This is a genomic window from Micromonospora sp. NPDC005161 (genome assembly GCF_053599855.1).
In genome coordinates this window covers 1-17,496 of sequence record NZ_JBSFYQ010000002.1, presented here as the reverse complement: position 1 = coordinate 17,496, position 17,496 = coordinate 1, and the positions used below count along the sequence as shown (strand labels likewise).

Annotated in this window: 17 protein-coding genes; 9 read left to right on the top strand and 8 right to left on the bottom strand. The window is 72.5% G+C overall.

Annotated features, from left to right (window positions below; all coding sequences use genetic code 11):
• Positions 1-54: 54 nt before the first annotated feature.
• Positions 55-1,269, bottom strand: coding sequence for an acyl-CoA dehydrogenase family protein (locus tag ACWD5O_RS02200; protein ID WP_450084376.1), 1,215 nt, complete (start codon positions 1,267-1,269; stop codon positions 55-57).
• Position 1,270: 1 nt separating this feature from the next.
• On the bottom strand, positions 1,271-1,723 hold the full coding sequence (locus ACWD5O_RS02195; protein ID WP_354966488.1) for an SCP2 sterol-binding domain-containing protein: 453 nt from the start codon (positions 1,721-1,723) through the stop codon (positions 1,271-1,273).
• A 69-nt stretch (positions 1,724-1,792) separates the two neighbouring features.
• On the opposite strand from ACWD5O_RS02195, the gene ACWD5O_RS02190 reads away from it, so the two are divergent.
• Complete coding sequence (locus ACWD5O_RS02190; RefSeq protein ID WP_354966489.1) at positions 1,793-2,431, top strand: TetR/AcrR family transcriptional regulator; 639 nt, start codon at positions 1,793-1,795, stop codon at positions 2,429-2,431.
• An 11-nt stretch (positions 2,432-2,442) separates the two neighbouring features.
• Here the strand turns inward: ACWD5O_RS02190 and ACWD5O_RS02185 are convergent, their stop codons facing one another.
• The gene (locus tag ACWD5O_RS02185) at positions 2,443-3,123 is read right to left on the bottom strand and encodes a DedA family protein (protein WP_450084375.1); all 681 of its coding nucleotides are present in this window, start codon (positions 3,121-3,123) and stop codon (positions 2,443-2,445) included.
• Positions 3,124-3,257: 134 nt separating this feature from the next.
• On the opposite strand from ACWD5O_RS02185, the gene ACWD5O_RS02180 reads away from it, so the two are divergent.
• Entirely contained in the window at positions 3,258-4,403 is a 1,146-nt protein-coding gene (locus ACWD5O_RS02180) for a sensor histidine kinase (RefSeq protein ID WP_450084374.1), read from the top strand.
• Positions 4,400-5,041 carry a response regulator transcription factor gene (locus ACWD5O_RS02175; protein ID WP_354966491.1) on the top strand — a complete coding sequence of 214 codons (642 nt, stop codon included), beginning with the start codon at positions 4,400-4,402 and terminating at the stop codon, positions 5,039-5,041. Before ACWD5O_RS02180 ends, ACWD5O_RS02175 begins: the two co-directional genes overlap by 4 nt.
• A gap of 25 nt (positions 5,042-5,066) precedes the next feature.
• Here the strand turns inward: ACWD5O_RS02175 and ACWD5O_RS02170 are convergent, their stop codons facing one another.
• The 3 genes from ACWD5O_RS02170 to ACWD5O_RS02160 form a co-directional block, all read right to left on the bottom strand.
• Positions 5,067-5,687 (bottom strand): DedA family protein, encoded by a 621-nt coding sequence (locus tag ACWD5O_RS02170; protein WP_450084373.1) that lies wholly within the window; start codon positions 5,685-5,687, stop codon positions 5,067-5,069.
• A gap of 229 nt (positions 5,688-5,916) precedes the next feature.
• Positions 5,917-6,741, bottom strand: a complete 825-nt coding sequence (locus tag ACWD5O_RS02165) for a MaoC family dehydratase (RefSeq protein WP_450084480.1) — start codon at positions 6,739-6,741, stop codon at positions 5,917-5,919.
• A gap of 140 nt (positions 6,742-6,881) precedes the next feature.
• The gene (locus ACWD5O_RS02160) at positions 6,882-8,246 is read right to left on the bottom strand and encodes a 3-oxoacyl-ACP reductase (protein WP_450084372.1); all 1,365 of its coding nucleotides are present in this window, start codon (positions 8,244-8,246) and stop codon (positions 6,882-6,884) included.
• 55 nt (positions 8,247-8,301) lie between these two features.
• Between ACWD5O_RS02160 and ACWD5O_RS02155 the strand changes: the two genes are divergently transcribed.
• Both ACWD5O_RS02155 and purB read left to right on the top strand, forming a co-directional pair.
• Positions 8,302-9,591: an acetyl-CoA C-acetyltransferase gene (locus tag ACWD5O_RS02155; protein ID WP_450084371.1), complete on the top strand. Its 1,290-nt coding sequence runs from the start codon at positions 8,302-8,304 to the stop codon at positions 9,589-9,591.
• A gap of 57 nt (positions 9,592-9,648) precedes the next feature.
• Entirely contained in the window at positions 9,649-11,073 is a 1,425-nt protein-coding gene (gene purB, locus ACWD5O_RS02150) for an adenylosuccinate lyase (RefSeq protein WP_450084370.1), read from the top strand.
• A gap of 122 nt (positions 11,074-11,195) precedes the next feature.
• Here purB and ACWD5O_RS02145 read toward each other — a convergent pair whose 3' ends face one another.
• Both ACWD5O_RS02145 and ACWD5O_RS02140 read right to left on the bottom strand, forming a co-directional pair.
• Positions 11,196-11,759: a YbjQ family protein gene (locus tag ACWD5O_RS02145; RefSeq protein ID WP_450084369.1), complete on the bottom strand. Its 564-nt coding sequence runs from the start codon at positions 11,757-11,759 to the stop codon at positions 11,196-11,198.
• A 24-nt stretch (positions 11,760-11,783) separates the two neighbouring features.
• On the bottom strand, positions 11,784-12,467 hold the full coding sequence (locus ACWD5O_RS02140) for a S1 family peptidase (protein ID WP_450084368.1): 684 nt from the start codon (positions 12,465-12,467) through the stop codon (positions 11,784-11,786).
• A 353-nt stretch (positions 12,468-12,820) separates the two neighbouring features.
• On the opposite strand from ACWD5O_RS02140, the gene purS reads away from it, so the two are divergent.
• From purS to ACWD5O_RS02120, 4 genes are all read left to right on the top strand, one after another.
• Complete coding sequence (gene purS, locus ACWD5O_RS02135; RefSeq protein WP_030332194.1) at positions 12,821-13,084, top strand: phosphoribosylformylglycinamidine synthase subunit PurS; 264 nt, start codon at positions 12,821-12,823, stop codon at positions 13,082-13,084.
• Positions 13,081-13,764, top strand: coding sequence for a phosphoribosylformylglycinamidine synthase subunit PurQ (gene purQ, locus ACWD5O_RS02130; protein WP_450084367.1), 684 nt, complete (start codon positions 13,081-13,083; stop codon positions 13,762-13,764). The genes purS and purQ overlap by 4 nt, the downstream gene beginning before the upstream one ends.
• Positions 13,765-13,870: 106 nt before the next feature.
• On the top strand, positions 13,871-16,588 hold the full coding sequence (gene purL, locus ACWD5O_RS02125) for a phosphoribosylformylglycinamidine synthase subunit PurL (protein WP_450084366.1): 2,718 nt from the start codon (positions 13,871-13,873) through the stop codon (positions 16,586-16,588).
• Between the two features lie 4 nt (positions 16,589-16,592).
• Positions 16,593-17,348 carry a 2-phosphosulfolactate phosphatase gene (locus ACWD5O_RS02120; protein WP_450084479.1) on the top strand — a complete coding sequence of 252 codons (756 nt, stop codon included), beginning with the start codon at positions 16,593-16,595 and terminating at the stop codon, positions 17,346-17,348.
• The last annotated feature ends 148 nt before the right edge of the window (positions 17,349-17,496 follow it).

The window sequence follows — 17,496 nt, the reverse complement described above, 5'->3', positions numbered from 1 at the left end:
CGGACTCTGCTGTCGATCATGCACCGGATCCGCCGAGCTGCCCAACCGCTGTGATCAGCGGATCTGCATTCCGGAGATCGCCCGGGAGATCACCAACCGCTGGATCTCGGAGGTGCCCTCGAAGATGGTGTAGATCTTCGCGTCCCGGTACCAGCGCTCCACCGGGTGGTCGCGCAGGAAGCCGGCTCCGCCGAGCAACTGCACCGCCTTCTCGGTGACCGACACCGCGACCTCGCCGGCCTTGAGCTTGGACATCGACCCCTCGCCGGCGGTGAACGGGCGGTTGTTGCGGCCCATCCAGGACGCCCGCCAGACCAGCAGCCGAGCCGCGTCGATCTCCATCCGCATGTCGGCCAGCGCGAACGCGACCGCCTGGTTCTCGATGATCGGCCGTCCGAACTGGACCCGCTCCTTGGCGTACTCCAGGGCGTACTCGTAGGCGGCCCGGGCCACGCCGAGCGCCTGCGCGCCGACGGTGGGTCGGGACAGCTCGAAGGTGCGCATCGCGGCCTGCCCGCTGGCCCGCTGTCCGGAGCGGGCCCGGTCCAGGCGTTCCAGCAGGGCGTCCCGGCCGCCGAGCAGGCAGCGCCCGGGCACGCGTACTTCGTCGAGGAAGACGTCGGCGGTGTGCGACGCGCGCAGCCCCAGCTTGCGCAGCTTGCGGGTGGCGGCCAGGCCGGGGGTGCCCGGCGGTACGACGAACGCCGCCTGCCCTCGGGAGCCGAGTGTGGGGTCGACCGAGGCGGTGACCACGTGCACCCCGGCGATCCCGCCGTTGGTGGCGTACGCCTTCTGCCCGGTCAGCACCCACTCGTCGGTGGCCTCGTCGTAGACCGCCCGGGTGCGCATCGCGCCGACGTCGGAGCCGGCCTCCGGCTCGCTGGTGCAGAAAGCGGCGACGGCCGGCGAGTCGACGTCGCCGAAGCACTGTGGCACCCACTCGACCATCTGGTCCGGGGTGCCCGCGCCGTAGATGGCGGCGACGGCGAGCGCGGTGCCGAAGATGCTCAGCCCGATGCCGGCGTCACCCCAGAAGAGTTCCTCGCTGGCGATGGGCAGGGAGAGCCCCGTCGGGTCGGCCCAGCAGGTGGCGAGGAACTCGAAGCCGTAGAGGCCGACCTTGGCGGCTTCCTGGATCACCGGCCACGGGGTGTCCTCCCGCGCGTCCCACTCGGCGGCGGCCGGGCGCACGACCTCGGCGGCGAAGCCGTGCACCCAGTCGCGCAGATCCCGCTGTTCCTCGGTCAGGTCGAGCGAGAACTCGGCCATCTCAGGCCTTGGGGATGTCGAACAGGTTGGCGATGTTGGCGGCCAGACCGAGGTCGCCCTTCGCCTTCAACTTGCCGGTCATGAACATCATCACCGGGTTGGCGCCACCGGAGACGATCTTCAGGAACTCCACCGGGCCCATGGTCAGGCTCAGCTTCGGGTCGTGCTGCGGGGTCTCGTTCACGTCGCACTTGCCGTCGGCGATGACCACCTCGTAGGTGTCGCTGCCGCCGTCCGGGCGACCGGTGATGACCCAGTGGATGACCGCGTTGGTGGAGCCGGCCCGGTCCGCGCGGAACAGCGACGGCATCCGGTCGAACACCTCGCCCAGGACCTTGCCGCGCAGATCACCGGACATCACCTGGGCGATCTTGTCGTCCGGGGTGGACTTGACCAGCTGGGCGAATTCCTTGGGGCCCACGTTGGCGAAGGTGGCCGGGTCGAAGTCAGTCATGAGACGCGCCTTCCGGGAAGATTTGGCTACTCGCGCGTAACCCTACGCACGAGTAGGTATGCTCGCAAGGTGTCCACCGCTCCCGCCTTCAAGCGCCTGCCACGGGCCGTCCGTGAGCAGCAGATGCTCGACGCGGCCGTGAAGGTCTTCTCCCGGCGTGGCTTCCACGCCGCCAGCATGGACGAGATCGCGGAGGACGCCGGCATCTCCAAGCCGATGGTCTACGCGTATCTCGGCACGAAGGAGGAGCTCTTCGTCGCCTGCCTGCACCGGGAGGGCACCCGGATGATGCAGGCCATCGCCGGCGCCGCCGCGCCCGACCTGCCGGCCGACGAACGGCTCTGGCGAGGGTTGCGGGCGTTCTTCGGCTTCGTCGGCGCGTACCGCGACGGCTGGGCCGTGCTCTACCGGCAGGCCCGGGGCGAGCAGCCGTTCGCCGGCGAGCTCACCACCATGCGGGCCCGGCTGGTCGAGGTGGTCGCCGGGATGCTGGACCACGCGCTGCGCGCCGAGGGCCGCGAGGTCACCGCCGTCGACCTGGAGGTCGTCGCGTACGCCCTGGTGGGCGCGACCGAGTCGCTGGCCGACTGGCTCGCCGACCACCCGGAGGCCGACCCGGAGAAGACCGCGACCCGGATGATGAACGTGGCCTGGCTCGGCGCCGGCCAACTCCTGCACGGCGTCACCTGGCGTCCGCCGGCCGACTGACCGCCCGGACATCACCGCACCGGTGTCCGACCCACCGGCTCGGCCGTCTGAGCCGGTCCTGCGGATCGGCGACGGTTGCGGAGCCAGCGGACCACCTCGACGACCAGGGTCACCGTCAGGGCGAGACCCAGACCGAGCAGCAGGCCGCGCACCGGGTCCTGCTCGAAGGCCATCCCGCCGAGGTAGCCGACCAGCGCCGAGTAGAGCCCCCACGAGCCGGCGGCCAGCGCGTCGAAGGCCAGGAAGCGTCGACGGGGGTAGTGGACGGCTCCCATGGTGAGGGTGACCGCGGTTCGACCGCCCGGCACGTAGCGGGCCACGGTGAGGATCAGGCCGCCCCGGTTGGCGATCCCCCGACGGGCCCACTCGATGGCGGCCCGGCGCCGTCCGTCGGACGGCACCCGGTCGAGCAGCCGGCCGCCACCGCGCCGACCGATGGCGTACGAGACGTGGTCGCCGACGAGTGCCCCGGCGGCGGCAACCAGGATCACCGCGGGCAGGTATGGCGCGCCGGATGCCGCGAACACCCCGGTGGTGATCACTGCGGTCTCGCTCGGCACCACCGGGAAGAAGCCGTCGAGCACCGCGATCGCGAAGATCGCCAGGTACACCCACGGCGAGGACATTGTCTGGTGCAGCAGGTCGAGCAGGTCCATGATCCCGATGCTGGTGCCGGCGGCGGCCGCCGCCATCGGCCAGTGGTCAGCCGAGCGACACGACTTAGGTAGCGTCCGGCCCGGACGGCGGGTAGGGGTCTTCCCCCACCGCACCCGGGTCTATCGGGCGCGGACGGCACGATCCGGCAGTGGAGCCCTACGCTCGCTGCGTGGTTTCCCAAGCCGTCGTCCTGCGGTGGGTCGTCGACCGGTACGCCCCGCTGCTGCTCGCCGTCGTGGTCGCCGCCGCCGTATGGGCCAGCGCGACCGGCGCGATCGGGGTCCGCTCGCCGTTGCCGGGGGTCGTCGCACTGCTTGTGGCGCTGGCTTCGGGTTGGGCGGTCGGCCTGGTTCGGACCCGCCGTTGGCCACTGTTCCTGGCCGCCGCGGTCAGCTGGCTGGTGCTCGCCGCCGCGGCACCCGGAGTGGTCGCCTCGTACCAGGCGGGCCTGCGGCTGCGTGGCCGCCGGCTCACCAGGTACCTCGTCGGGGTCGCCCTGGTGCTGACCGGTGGCGTGCTGGTCGGGCTGGCAGTGGGCGGTGTGCGTCGACTCACCACCGCCACCTTCGGCAACGTGCTGCTGCTGACCGCCTGCCTGGTGGGGCTTCCCCTGGTCGTCGGCCTCTGGGTGCGGGCCCGTCGGGACACGCTCGCCGCCCTGCGAGACCGGACCGAGCGGCTGGAACGCGAACAGGAGGCCCGCGCCGACCGGGTCCGCGCCGAGGAGCGGACCCGGATCGCCCGGGAGATGCACGACGTGGTGGCGCACCGGGTGTCGCTGATGGTGGTGCACGCCGGGGCGCTGGAGGTGACCGCCACCCACCCCGAGACCGTCGAGGCCGCCGCGCTGATCCGCGAGACGGGTCGGCAGGCGCTCACCGACCTGCGCGAGGTACTGGGCGTGCTGCGACAGGCCACCCCGGTGCCCGAGCTGGCACTCGACGCGCTGGACGAACTGATCGGGGAGTCCCGCGCCGCCGGGCTGCGAGTGTCCCGGCGGGACGAGGGCGTGGCGACGACGCTGCCGGCAACTGTGGGACGCACCGCGTACCGGGTGGTGCGGGAGGCGCTGACCAACGTGCGCAAGCACGCCGCCGACGCCGAGACGACGGTCTGCCTGCGCTACCTGCCGGGCGGGTTGGAGGTGGCGGTCCGCAACGGCCCGTCCACGGGCGGGCCGGCCCTGCCCGGTGCCGGCCACGGGTTGCTCGGGCTGCGCGAGAGGGTGGAGCTGCTCGGCGGCCGCCTGGAGGCGGCGCCCGTGGAAGGTGGGTTCCTGGTCCGTGCCCTGCTCCCGGTGGCGGGTGCGGCGTGATCCGGGTGGTGGTGGTCGACGACGAGCAACTGGTCCGCACCGGGCTGCGGCTCATTCTGGAGGCGGCGCCGGACATCGTGGTGGTGGGCGAGGCGGCGGACGGTGCCGGCGCGCTGGAGCAGGCTCACCGGTTACGCCCCGACGTGATGCTGCTCGACGTGCGGATGCCGGGCATCGACGGGCTGACCGCCGCGCCCGAGGTGGTCGCCGCCGGCCCCAAGGTAGTCATGTTGACCACCTTCGACCTCGACGAGTACGTGCACCGGGCGTTGCGGGCCGGAGCGGTGGGCTTCCTGCTCAAGGACACCCCTCCCCGGGAGCTGGCCGCAGCCGTCCGCACGGTGGCGGCCGGGAACGCGATGCTCGCCCCGACGGTGACCCGGCGACTGATCAGCTCGTTCGCCGAGCGTGGTCCTGCCCGTCGGGACGCGGCCCGCCAGCGGCTCACCCGGCTCACCGACCGCGAGCTGGACATCGTCCGGGAGGTGGCGCGCGGGCGCGGCAACGCGGAGATCGCCCGGCGGCTCACGATGAGCGAGGCCACTGTGAAGGCGCACGTCAGTCGGGCGCTGGCGAAGCTCCAGGCGGACAACCGGGTGCAGCTGGCGATCCTGGTGCACGACGCGGACCTGCTGTGAGCGGTGGCAGCCCACCCCGGCCCGGTCACTGGCGGGGGGTGGGGTGGCGGCGCGCCCGGCGGCGTAGCCAGCGGATCAACTCCAGCAGGAACGTGATCGCCACCGAGAGACCGATCCCGGCGAGGATTCCCTTGATGGGGTGGCGCTCGAAGACCAGTCCACCGAAGTAGCCGAGCAGACCGCAGTACAGCGCCCAGGTGATCGCCGCGATCGTGTCGTAGAGCAGGAACGTCCGGCGGGGATACCGCACCGCGCCCATGGTCAGGGTGACCGCCGTCCGGCCACCCGGCACGTACCGGGAGGTGGTCAGGATCACCCCGCCGCGCCGGTCCACCGCGCGTCGGGCCCACTTGGTGCTGGCCTGCCGGCGGCTGCCGGCGGGAAACCGGGCGAGCCGGTGCGCGCCGCCGCCCCGCCCGATGGCATACGAGATGTGGTCACCCACGAGCGCACCGAGGGCGGCGCTGATGATCACCAGGGCCAGGTTGGGGTGGCCGCCGTTGGCGGCGAGCACTGCTGCGGTGATCACCGCCGCCTCGCCCGGCACCGCGGGGAAGAACGCGTCGACCGCGGTGAGCCCGAAGATCAGCAGGTACACCCAGGGTGAGGTGACCAGCTGTCGGAGCAGGTCGAGCGCGGAATCCACGCCTTCATGCTCGCCGGGTGCGACCCGGCGGGGTGGCCGAGTCGCCGGATCACCCGAGTGTGGCCACGAGCGTCAGACCGAGCGGGCCAGAGCCGGTGGGGCGAGCAGTGGGCCGTGCGGGGTCTTGTCACCGGCGGTAGGACCGTGCGAGGTCAGCACCACCGGATGCGGGGGTCGGCCAGCGGCAGGGTCGGGTCCTGCCAGGCCCGAATCCGACTCGGCGGGGGCGTCAGCTCACGAGACCCGCCAGATGTGGTCGACCGCGCGAGTCGTGCAGGGCGAACCCGCCGTCCGGTAGCAGGGCGAAGCTCGCCGTGCTCGGTAGCGGTACGGGCAACTTGAAGGCGACCTCGACGGTGTAGGCATCCGGCAACCGGTTCTCCAGTGCGGCCAGGCAGCGCGCCTTGCTCCACATGCCGTGCGCGATCGGTCGGCGGAAGCCGAACAGCCGCGCCCCGAGCAGGGAGGTGTGGATCGGGTTGTGGTCCCCGGAGACGCGCGCGTACCGCGTGCCGACGCGGGGCTCCAACCGCCAGCGGGCCGTGGCGACCGGCGCCTCGGGCCGTCCGCTCCGGTCGCGCCGCTCACCGCCTCCGGGCTTGCGCTCCCGACCGAGGTACGTCGACACGCCGCGCCAGACCTCCTCCCCGTCGACCGAGCCGACCAGCACCACGTCCACCTGCCGCCCCCGGTCGTGCGGGCGCAGGTCCTGGGCGTACGTCGTGAAGTCGAGGGTCTCGTCGGCGGTGATCGGGCGGCGCACGGTGATCCGGTTGCCCACGTGCACCACGCCGGTCAGCGGAATGGGGAACTCCGGCGCGGTCATCAGCCGCAGGGCCAGCGGGAAGCCCATGACGTGCGGGAACGTCGCGGGCAGCCGGTCGGTGAGCCGAAACCCGCAGACCCGGTCGTAGTCGGCCAGGTGCGCCCGGTCGACGGTGACCCCGCTCGCGGCCAACTCGACCGCCGGCAGGCCGGGCCTGCGCCGCCCGCCGCCGAGGCCGGGCAGCGCGCCGAGCAACGCCCGCAGGTAGAGCGCCCCGGCTTCCGGCATCCGGGGCAGTTCGACCCGGGTACGGCCGCCCGATTCCGGCAAGCCTGCCGCGGCCAGCGTCTCCGCCGACAGCGCCTCCGTCGGGCCGTCGATCAGCTCGTGCAGGGAGACGTCGTCGTCCGGCTTCCTCCGCGCGCCCATCACGCCCCCAGCAGGCTCTGGCCGCAGACCCGGACCACGTTGCCGCTGACTGCGCCGCTGGCCGGCCAGGCGAGCCAGCCGATCGTCTCGGCCACGTCGACCGGCAGCCCGCCCTGGGCCAGGCTGTTCATCCGCCGACCCGCCTCGCGGACCACCAGCGGGATGCGCGCGGTCAGCCGGGTCTCGATGAAGCCGGGGGCCACCGCGTTGACGCTGATCCCCCGGTCGTGCAGGGCCGGGGCGAGCGAGTCGACCAGACCGATCACGCCGGCCTTGCTGGTGGCGTAGTTGGTCTGCCCCCGGTTGCCGGCGATCCCGGCGATCGAGGAGACCGACACGATCCGCCCGCCGGCGGGGATCAGCTTCCGCTCCAGCAGCAGGTCGTTGATCCGCTCCTGGCTGGAGAGGTTGACGTCGATCACCTGGTCCCACCGGTCGGCGTCCATCCGGCCGAGCGTCTTGTCGCGGGTGATGCCGGCGTTGTGCACCACCACGTCGACCCGGCCGTGCCGGCTGGCCAGGTGGTCGGCGAGCCGGGTCGGCGCGTCCGGCGCGGTCAGGTCGAGCTGGACGGCGGTGCCGCCGATGTCGTTCGCCACCGCTGCGAGGGCGTCCCCGGCGGCGGGGATGTCCAGCGCCACCACTTTTGCGCCGTCGCGGGCGAGCACCCGTGCCAGCGCGGCACCGATACCCCGGGCGGCGCCGGTGACCAGCACGACCTGCCCGTCCAGCGGGCGGTCCCAGTCGGCCGGCGCGCTCGCGGTGCCGGTGCCGACCCTGATCACCTGCCCCGAGACGTACGCGGACCGGCCGGACAGAAGAAATCGGAGCGTGGACTCCAGACTGACCTGGGTGGCCGCGTCGGCGTTCTTCGTGACGTACACCAGTTGGGCGGTGACGCCCCGGCCGAACTCCTTGCCGATGCTGCGGACCAGCCCCTCCAGGGCTCGCTGGGCGGTCGCCGCACGGGGCGTCGGGCACTCCCGCGGCGGATTGCCCAGCACGATCACCCGACCGCTGGGCAGCACGGCCCGGGCCTGCGGGTGGAAGAAGTCGTAGAGCTGGCGCAGGTCGGTCGAGTCGGTGATTCCGGTCGCGTCGAAGAGCAGTGCGCCGTACCGCTGCGGGGTGTCGGTGTGGGTCGCGGCGGCCGGGTCGGCCAGCTCGACCCCGGCGGTGGTCAGGATCCTGGCGACCGGCTCGGCGAGCCGGCCGCCGGTGGCCGCGCCGAGCAGCGCCGGCCCGGGCAGCAGCGGGTCGCCGGGGTGGTGTCGGCGCAGTCGCGGCGGGTCGGGCAGCCCCAGGCGCTTGACCAGCGTGCGACCGGCGGCCGATTGGACGAAGCTCGCGTACCTGTCGGTCATGGGCGTAGCCTACTGGCGAGTAGGGTTCGAGCAACACATGTCGAGGAGGCGGATCGTGCAGAGCATCCGGCGGGTCGCGGTCATCGGGGGCAACCGAATCCCCTTCGCCCGTTCCAACTCCCGCTACGCGGAAGCGTCCAACGCGGACCTGCTCGGCGCGGCGCTGGACGGTTTGATCGCCCGGTACGGGCTGGCCGGGCAGCGGGTCGGCGAGGTTGTGGCCGGGGCGGTGCTCAAGCACTCCCGTGACTTCAACCTGACCCGGGAGGTCGTGCTCGGGTCCCGGCTCGACCCGCACACCCCGGCGTACGACATCCAGCAGGCCTGCGGCACCGGCCTGGAGGCGGCCATCCTGGTCGCCAACAAGATCGCCCTCGGGCAGCTGGACGTGGGCATCGCCGGTGGCGTCGACACCACCTCCGACGCGCCCCTGGCGGTCAACGAGGAGATGCGCCGGACCCTGCTCAAGCTCAACTCCGCCCGCACCCTGGGCGAACGGCTCAAGATCGCCGCGAAGCTGCGCCCGCTCCAGCCGTTCAAGCCGGAGATCCCGCGCAACGCCGAGCCGCGTACCGGGCTGTCCATGGGAGACCACGCCGCCCGCACCGCGCTGGGCTGGCAGATCGACCGGCGCTCCCAGGACGAGCTGGCGCTGCGCTCGCACCAGCGGCTGGCCGCCGCGTACGACCGGGGTTTCTTCGACGACCTGATGACGCCGTACCTGGGCCTCACCCGCGACCAGAACCTCCGCCCCGACACCAGCCTGGACAAGCTCGGCACGCTCAAGCCGGTCTTCGGCACCCGTGGCCCGGACGCCGAGCGGGCCACCATGACCGCCGGCAACTCCTCGCCGCTCACCGACGGCGCGTCCACGGTGCTGCTGGCCAGCGAGGACTGGGCGAAGGCGCACAACCTGCCGGTGCTGGCCTGGTTCAGCTGGTCGGAGACGGCGGCGGTGGACTTCGTGCACGGTGACGAGGGGCTGCTGATGGCCCCCGCGTACGCGGTGCCCCGGATGCTGGCCCGGGCCGGGCTGACGCTCCAGGACTTCGACTACTACGAGATCCACGAGGCGTTCGCCTCGCAGGTGCTGGCCACCCTCGCCGCTTGGGAGTCGCCGGAGTTCTGCAAGGACCGGCTCGGCCTGGACCCGCTCGGCGCCATCGACCGGGACCGGGTGAACGTCAACGGCTCCTCCCTGGCCGCCGGGCACCCGTTCGCCGCCACCGGCGGGCGGATCGTGGCGACCCTCGCCAAGCTGCTGGCCGAGAAGGGCAGCGGACGCGGGCTGATCTCGATCTGTGCCGCCGGAGGTCAGGGCGTGACGGCGATCCTCGAACGCTGAGCGGGCATCCTCGGCCCGGTCCGGGTGCTGGCCGGCACGTGCGGGACAATGAGGTACGTGACGACGATCCCCAACGTGCTCGCCAACCGGTACGCCTCGCCCGAGTTGGTCGCCCTCTGGTCACCGGAGGAGAAGGTCCGGATGGAGCGGCGGCTCTGGCTGGCCGTGCTCCGCGCGCAGCGCGATCTCGGTGTGGCCGTGCCGGACGGCGTGGTCGAGGCGTACGAGCGGGTGCTCGACCAGGTGGACCTCGCCTCCATCGCGGAGCGGGAGCGGGTCACCCGGCACGACGTGAAGGCACGGATCGAGGAGTTCAGCGCGCTCGCCGGGTTCGAGCACGTGCACAAGGGGATGACCTCCCGGGACCTCACCGAGAACGTCGAGCAGCTCCAGGTGCGCGCCTCGCTGGAGCTGATCCGGGATCGTGTGGTGGCCACCCTGGCCCGGCTCGCCTGGCTCGCCCACGAGCACACCGAGCTGGTGATGACCGGCCGTTCACACAACGTGGCGGCGCAGGCCACCACGCTGGGCAAGCGCTTCGCGTCGGCGGCGGAGGAGCTGCTCATCGCGTACGAGCGGCTGGAGGAACTGATCGCCCGCTACCCGCTGCGCGGGATCAAGGGGCCGGTCGGCACGGCCGCCGACCAGCTCGACCTCTTCGACGGCGACGCCGACAAGGTGGCCGAGCTGGAACGCCGGGTCGCCGAGCATCTGGGCTTCTCCCGGGTGCTGGACAGCGTCGGGCAGGTCTACCCGCGATCGCTGGACTTCGACGTGCTGGCCGCGCTGGCGCAGACCGCCGCCGCGCCGTCGTCGCTGGCCACCACGATCCGGCTGATGGTCGGCCAGGAGCTGGTCACCGAGGGCTTCAAGCCGGGTCAGGTCGGCTCCAGCGCGATGCCGCACAAGATGAACACCCGCTCGTCCGAGCGGGTCAACGGCTTCGCCGTGATCATCCGGGGCTACCTGTCGATGGTCGGCGAGCTGGCCGGTGACCAGTGGAACGAGGGGGACGTGTCCTGCTCGGTGGTCCGCCGGGTCGCACTGCCGGACGCTTTCTTCGCCGCCGATGGGCTGTTCCAGACCTTCCTCACCGTGCTCGACGAGTTCGGCGCGTACCCCGCCGTGATCAATCGGGAGCTGGAGCGGTTCCTGCCCTTCCTGGCCACCACGAAGATCCTGGTGGCGGCGGTCCGACGCGGCGTCGGGCGGGAGGTCGCACACGAGGTGATCAAGGAGCACGCGGTCGCGGTGGCGCTGGCCATGCGCGAGAAGGGCTCGCCGGAGAACGACCTGTTCGACCGGCTCGCGGCGGACGGCCGACTCAACCTGTCCCGCGCCGACATCGACACCCTGGTCGCCGACCGCACCGCCTTCGTCGGCGCCGCCTCCGCCCAGGTGGTAGCGGTAACCCGCCGCATCACCGAGGTGGTCACGGCCCACCCCGAAGCCGCCACCTACTCCCCACCCCCCATCCTCTAACCCCCTGGACCCTTCACTGGTTGATCATGAAGTTATTGCCCCGACACGCCGAGGCGAAGGGCACTAACTTCATGATCACCGGGCTGGGCCGGGGGGACCCGGGCTGGGCCGGGGCGGTTGGGTCAATCGCCGGTGGGGGTTTCGGGCGCGGTGCGGAGGTTGGGGGCGCTGGCTGGTTCGGCGATGCCGCCCGGTGCCTCCACGACTGTTGGCTGCTGCGCGGACTCCGCAGCGATGGCGGGCTGGTCGGCGGGCATGACGTCCGGCATGACGGGTGCGACGATCACCGCAGTGCCGTACGCGCAGATCTCCATCCACATCTCGCCGCAGTCCCGGCTGTCGAACCGCATGCCAATCACCGCGTTGGCGCCGAGCCGCAGGGCCTCCTCGCCGAGCCGGGCCACCGAGTCGGTGCGCCAGCGGGTCAGGTTGTCCGGGGCCATCGGGTCGTACGCGCCACCGCGCAGGTTCTTGACCCCCTCGCGGTACGGGTTGCGCGTCCTGGCCATCGATGACACCACCTCACCGAGAATCTGGCGGATCTCGTAGCCGGGCAGTTGCTCCGTCGTCACGACCAGCACGATTCCGATGCTGTCAGGAGCGGCGTGACCCGATCGTGCGCATTGTTCACCTGATCGGATGCTGCAAAACGACGCGGCGCGGACGGCCGGCGCAGGGCCTGCCATCCACGCCGCGCGGGGCGCTAACTGTCAGACACCGGCCACCGAGGTGATCCAGGCCCGGTTGTACGCGACACTGCCGTAGTTCTGGATGCTGGAGCCGTCGGCCGTCGAGGCCACCCCGACCTGCTGGCCGTTGTAGAACTGCGGGCCGCCCGAGTCGCCCCGCCAGGCGTTGCCGTTGATCCTGCTGCTGCGGATCGCCTGGCCGCCGTACGCGTCGGTGGCGCTGTTGCTGGTCACCCGGACGGTGGCGGTCTTGAGCTGGCTGGACGCCGAGCAGCCGCTGTAGCAGGTCATGCCCCAGCCGTAGATCGAGTTGGTCGAGTTGATCGGCGGGTTGCTGCTGGCCAGGCTCACCGCCGAGGTGCTGACCGTGCTGGAGAGGCGCATGAGGGCCAGGTCGTTGCGGGTGTAGGTGGCGCTGACGGTACGGGTGACCCCGCCCGAGGAGCGGTAGACGCTGCCGACCCGGACCGACATGGTGCCGCTGATGCAGTGCCGGGCGGTGAGCACCCACTGCGGGGCGATGACGCTGCCGGAGCAGGTGAACGAGCCGTTGCTCATCACGGCGGCGGCCCAGGGGGCGGACGAGACGGTGCCGCCGCCGATGATGGGTTGCGGGCCGGCCGGGGCGGCGGTCGCGCCGGACGCGGCGCCGAGGACGCCGGCGAGCGCGACGCCGAGCAGGGCGAGCAGGGGACGGATGCGCATCGGGTGGACTCCTTGGGCGGGGCGGACCCGGGGTCGCCGGGTGCGGGAGGGCGACAGCGGGGGTCCCCGTCGTCGCTGACATCGAACGATGTCGATACAGTAGGGCCCCCGACGGCTGTTTTCAAGAATTTGATCGAGGTTAATCAATGTAACGGTTCGGCCACCCTCAGCGCCATATATGCCCTGGTGAGGCCGCGTGTCCCGCGTGGCGGCCCGTCCCGGCCGCCGGTTGTGCCGAGCACTGCCTGAACTGCAGCCGGCCGGTGCGGCCGCGGCGGTATCTGCCAGGTACGCTGGCTGCGCTCGCCCGTTGTGGGTCGGCACCCAACTGCGTACACAGTCAGGAGTGCCCAGTGCCTCGCGTCGTCGTCGACGTCATGCTCAAGCCCGAGATCCTCGATCCGCAGGGCCAGGCCGTCGCAAACGCGCTGCCCCGGCTCGGCGTCAGCGACGTCGCCTCGGTTCGGATCGGCAGGCGGATCGAGATCGAGTTCACCGGTGAACCGGACCTGGACCGAGCTCGGGAGATCGCCGACAAACTGCTCGCCAACCCGGTCATCGAGGACTTCACCGTCCGCCTGGTCGAGGCCGACGAGACCGCGGACGCCCGCTCGTGACCGCCCGGGTCGGTGTGGTCACCTTCCCCGGCTCGCTCGACGACGGGGACGCGGCCCGAGCCGTCCGGATCGCCGGGGCCGAGCCGGTCCGGCTCTGGCACGGTGACCCGGACCTGCACGGGGTGGACGCGGTCGTGCTGCCCGGCGGCTTCTCCTACGGCGACTACCTGCGCTGCGGCGCCATCGCCCGGTTCGCACCGGTGATGGAGACGATCGTGGACGCCGCCCAGGGCGGTCTGCCGGTGCTCGGCATCTGCAACGGCTTCCAGATCCTCTGCGAGGCGCACCTGCTGCCCGGGGCGCTCACCCGCAACCAGCACCTGCACTTCCGCAACCGGGACCAGATCCTGCGCATCGAGTCGGCCGGCACCGCGTGGACCAACGCGTTCCAGCCCGGCCAGGAGGTGCTCGTCCCGGTGAAGAACGGCGAGGGCTGCTACGTCGCCGACACCGCCACGCTGGATCAGCTCGAGGCCGAGGGCCGGGTGGTCGCCCGCTACGTCGGCGGCAACCCGAACGGGTCGCAGCGTGACATCGCCGCGATCACCAACGCCGCCGGCAACGTGGTCGGCATCATGCCGCACCCCGAGCACGCGGTGGAGGCGCTCACCGGCCCCTCGCTTGACGGCCTCGGCTTCTTCACCTCGGTCCTCAAGCACCTGGTGGGGGCGCCGGCGTGAGCGCGAGGAGTGAACCGCGAACGAAGCGTGGGGCGGTGACCGGCGGCACGATCATCGGTCAGCTCAACCGCCGGTCGGGCGGGCACGAGCGCAGCGAGGAGAGGTCATGACCACCCATCCGGACCCGGTACGGGACACACCGGAGGCGTACTCCGCCCCGGCGCAGCCGACCGAGCCGAGCCCGGCGCAGCCCGCCGCCCCGGCGACCGCTCCCGCCCAGCCGGCCGCCGTCGACTGGACCGAGGGCGTGGACACCGTGCCGCGCGCCGGTGGCACCCCGGGAGAGCTCCAGCCGTACACCGAGCTGGGGCTCCGCGACGACGAGTACGACCGCATCCGGCAGATCCTCGGCCGTCGGCCCACCCAGTCCGAGCTGGCGATGTACTCGATCATGTGGAGCGAGCACTGCTCCTACAAGTCGAGCAAGGTGCACCTGCGCCAATTCGGTGAGAAGGCCCCGCACAGCGACCGGCTGCTCGCCGGCATCGGCGAGAACGCCGGCGTGGTGCAGGTCTCCGACGAGCTGGCGGTGACCTTCAAGGTCGAGTCGCACAACCACCCGAGCTTCGTCGAGCCGTACCAGGGTGCGGCGACCGGTGTCGGCGGCATCGTCCGGGACATCCTCGCCATGGGCGCCCGCCCGGTCGCGGTGATGGACCCGCTGCGCTTCGGCGCCGCGGACCACCCGGACACCGCCCGGGTCCTCACCGGCGTGGTCGCCGGCGTGGGCGGCTACGGCAACTGCCTCGGCCTGCCCAACATCGGTGGCGAGCTGGTCTTCGACCCCTCCTACCAGGGCAACCCGTTGCTCAACGCCCTCTGCCTGGGCGTGCTGCCGGTCGACCGGTTGCAGAACAAGGCCGCCGCCGGCCCCGGCAACGTGGTCGTGCTGATGGGCGCCAAGACCGGCCGGGACGGCATCGGCGGTGTCTCGGTGCTGGCCAGCGCCACCTTTGACGAGGGCAGCGAGCAGCGCCGCCCCGCCGTGCAGGTCGGCGACCCGTTCACCGAGAAGCTGCTGATCGAGGCCTGCCTGGAGCTGTACGACGGCCAGTTGGTGGTCGGCATCCAGGACCTCGGCGGCGCCGGGCTGACCTGCGCGCTCACCGAGACCGCCGCCGCGGCCGGCACCGGCATGCGGGTCTGGCTGGAGCGCGTGCCGCTGCGTGAGCCGTCGATGGACCCGCACGAGATCCTGGCCAGCGAGTCCCAGGAGCGCATGCTGCTGGTCGTCGAGCCGGACAAGCTCGACGCGGTGCTCAAGACCGCCGAGAAGTGGGGCGTGCTGGCCACCGCCATCGGCGAGGTCACCGCGCCGGAGCCGGACGGCAGCCCGGGTCGGTTGCTGATCACCTGGCAGGACCACCTGGTGGTCGACGTGCCGCCGGGCTCGCTGGTCGACGACGGTCCGGTCTACGCGCGGCCGATGCGTGAGCCGGCCGACCTGATCCTGCTCCAGGCCGACCGGGCCGAGACGCTTCCCCGCCCGGCCGACCCGGAGGCGCTGCGGGAGACCGTGCTGCGCATGATCGCGTCGCCCAACCTGGCCGACAAGACCTGGGTCACCGAGCAGTACGACCGCTACGTGCTGGGCAACACCGTGCTCGCCCAGCCGGAGGACGGCGGCGTGATCCGGATCGACGAGCGGACCGGGCTCGGCGTGGCGCTGTCCGTGGACGGCAACGGCCGGTACGCCCGGCTCGACCCGTACAACGGCACCAAGCTGGCGCTGGCCGAGGCGTACCGGAACGTGGCGGTGACCGGCGCGAAGCCGATCGCCGTGACCAACTGCCTCAACTTCGGCTCCCCGGAGGACCCGGGCGTGATGTGGCAGTTCGCCGAGGCCGTACGCGGTCTGGCGGACGGCTGCCTGGAGCTGGGCATCCCGGTCACCGGCGGCAACGTCAGCTTCTACAACCAGACCGGCGCGGCGGCCATCCACCCGACCCCGGTGGTCGGCGTGCTGGGCGTGCTGGACAACGTCGCCGACCGGGTCCCGATGGGCTTCGTCCCGCGCGCCGGTGGCGACCACGACCAGCTCTACCTGCTCGGTGAGACCAACGTGGAGCTCTCCGGCTCGGAGTGGGCCTGGGTGACGCACGAGCACCTCGGCGGCATCCCGCCACAGGTCGACCTGGCCCGCGAGAAGGCGCTGGCCGACCTGCTGGCCGAGGCCGCCCGGGTGGGTCACCTCACCTCGGCGCACGATCTCTCCGACGGTGGCCTCGCCCAGAGCCTGGTCGAGTCCTGCCTGCGCCGCGGCGTCGGCGCTCGGATCGCGGTGCCGGAGCACTTCGCCGGCGGCTCGATGCCGTTCGTCTACCTGTTCAGCGAGTCGGCCGCACGGGCGCTGGTGTCGGTGCCGCGCGGCCACGACAAGGCGTTCGCGGCGCTCTGCGCCGAGCGCGGGGTGCCGTTCGAGCTGATCGGCGTCACCGACCCGGCGGGCGGCGCGCTGGAGGTGCACGGCCAGTTCCGGATCGGGCTGGACGAGCTGCGCGCCGCGCACACCGAGACGTTGCCGCGCCTCTTCGGCGGCGCCGCCGCCGTCGAGGTGCCCGCACCGGCTGCTGGCGTGGCGGGGGCGGTCGAGGCCGTGCCGCTGCCGGTCGCGCAGGCGGAGCCGGTTGCTGCCGAGCCCGTTGATGTGGCGGCGGTGGTCTCCGAGCCGATCGCGTCGGCCGGCCCGGTTCCGCAGGCCGGTGCCGTCGAGCCGGTCGCCGAGGCTGCCGAGAGCCCGGTCGAGCACACCGAGCCCGCCGGGCCCGGTGAGTCGTCCGAGGCTGACTCCGGTGTCACCGAGCCGTCGCCTGACGAGCGCTGAGGCGTTGGCGGCCGCCGTCTACGGCCAACCCGGCTCCGGTGCCCGGTTCGACTGGGGGCTGACCGGGGCGGCGGAGCTGGGTCGGGTCTGCGCCGCGCTGGTGGTGGTGGACGTGCTCTCGTTCACCACCTCGGTGGAGGTGGCGGTCGGCCGGGGCATGCGGGTGCACCCGTTCCCATGGGGTGAGCAGGCCGCCGAGTACGCGCTGCGGGTCGGCGCGGTGGCCGCGGTGGGCCGTCGGCGGGTGACAGCGGAGCATCCGTGGTCGCTCTCGCCCGCCGCGCTGAGCACCGCGCCGGTGGTGGCGGATTTGGTGCTGCCCTCGCCGAACGGCTCCGCGATCAGCGCCGCCGCCAGCGCCACCGGGCTACCGGTGATCGCGGCGTGCCTGCGCAACGCCGGGGCCGTCGGACGTTGGCTGCGCCGCCAGGGGTACGGCACGACGGACGCCCCGATCGGCGTGATCGCGTCGGGGGAGCGGTGGCCGGACGGTTCGCTGCGCCCGTCGGTGGAGGATCAGCTCGGCGCGGCCAGCGTGCTCGACGGCCTCTCCGGCGTGCCGGGTGGGCTCTCCGTAGAGGCGGCCATGGCGCTCGCCGCGCTGGCGAGCACTCCGGACGTGCCCGCCGCGGTGCGGGGAAGCGTCTCGGGCCGGGAGCTGACCGAGGGTGGCTTCGCCGAGGACGTCGACGTCGCCGTCCAGGTCGGCGTGTCGGACGTCGTTCCGGTGCTCCGCCAGGGCGTGTTCTCCGCCGCCTGACCGCCGGGCGTCGGCCTGCCGTTACACCCCGACCTCACTGTCCACAAGTGGACCTTCCGACAGCGCACAGGGGGTGGAGGTCCCTGCGGTTCACCACTCCGGACGCCACCGACGACCGACTGCACGAGGTTCGTACCGGGACGTCGCC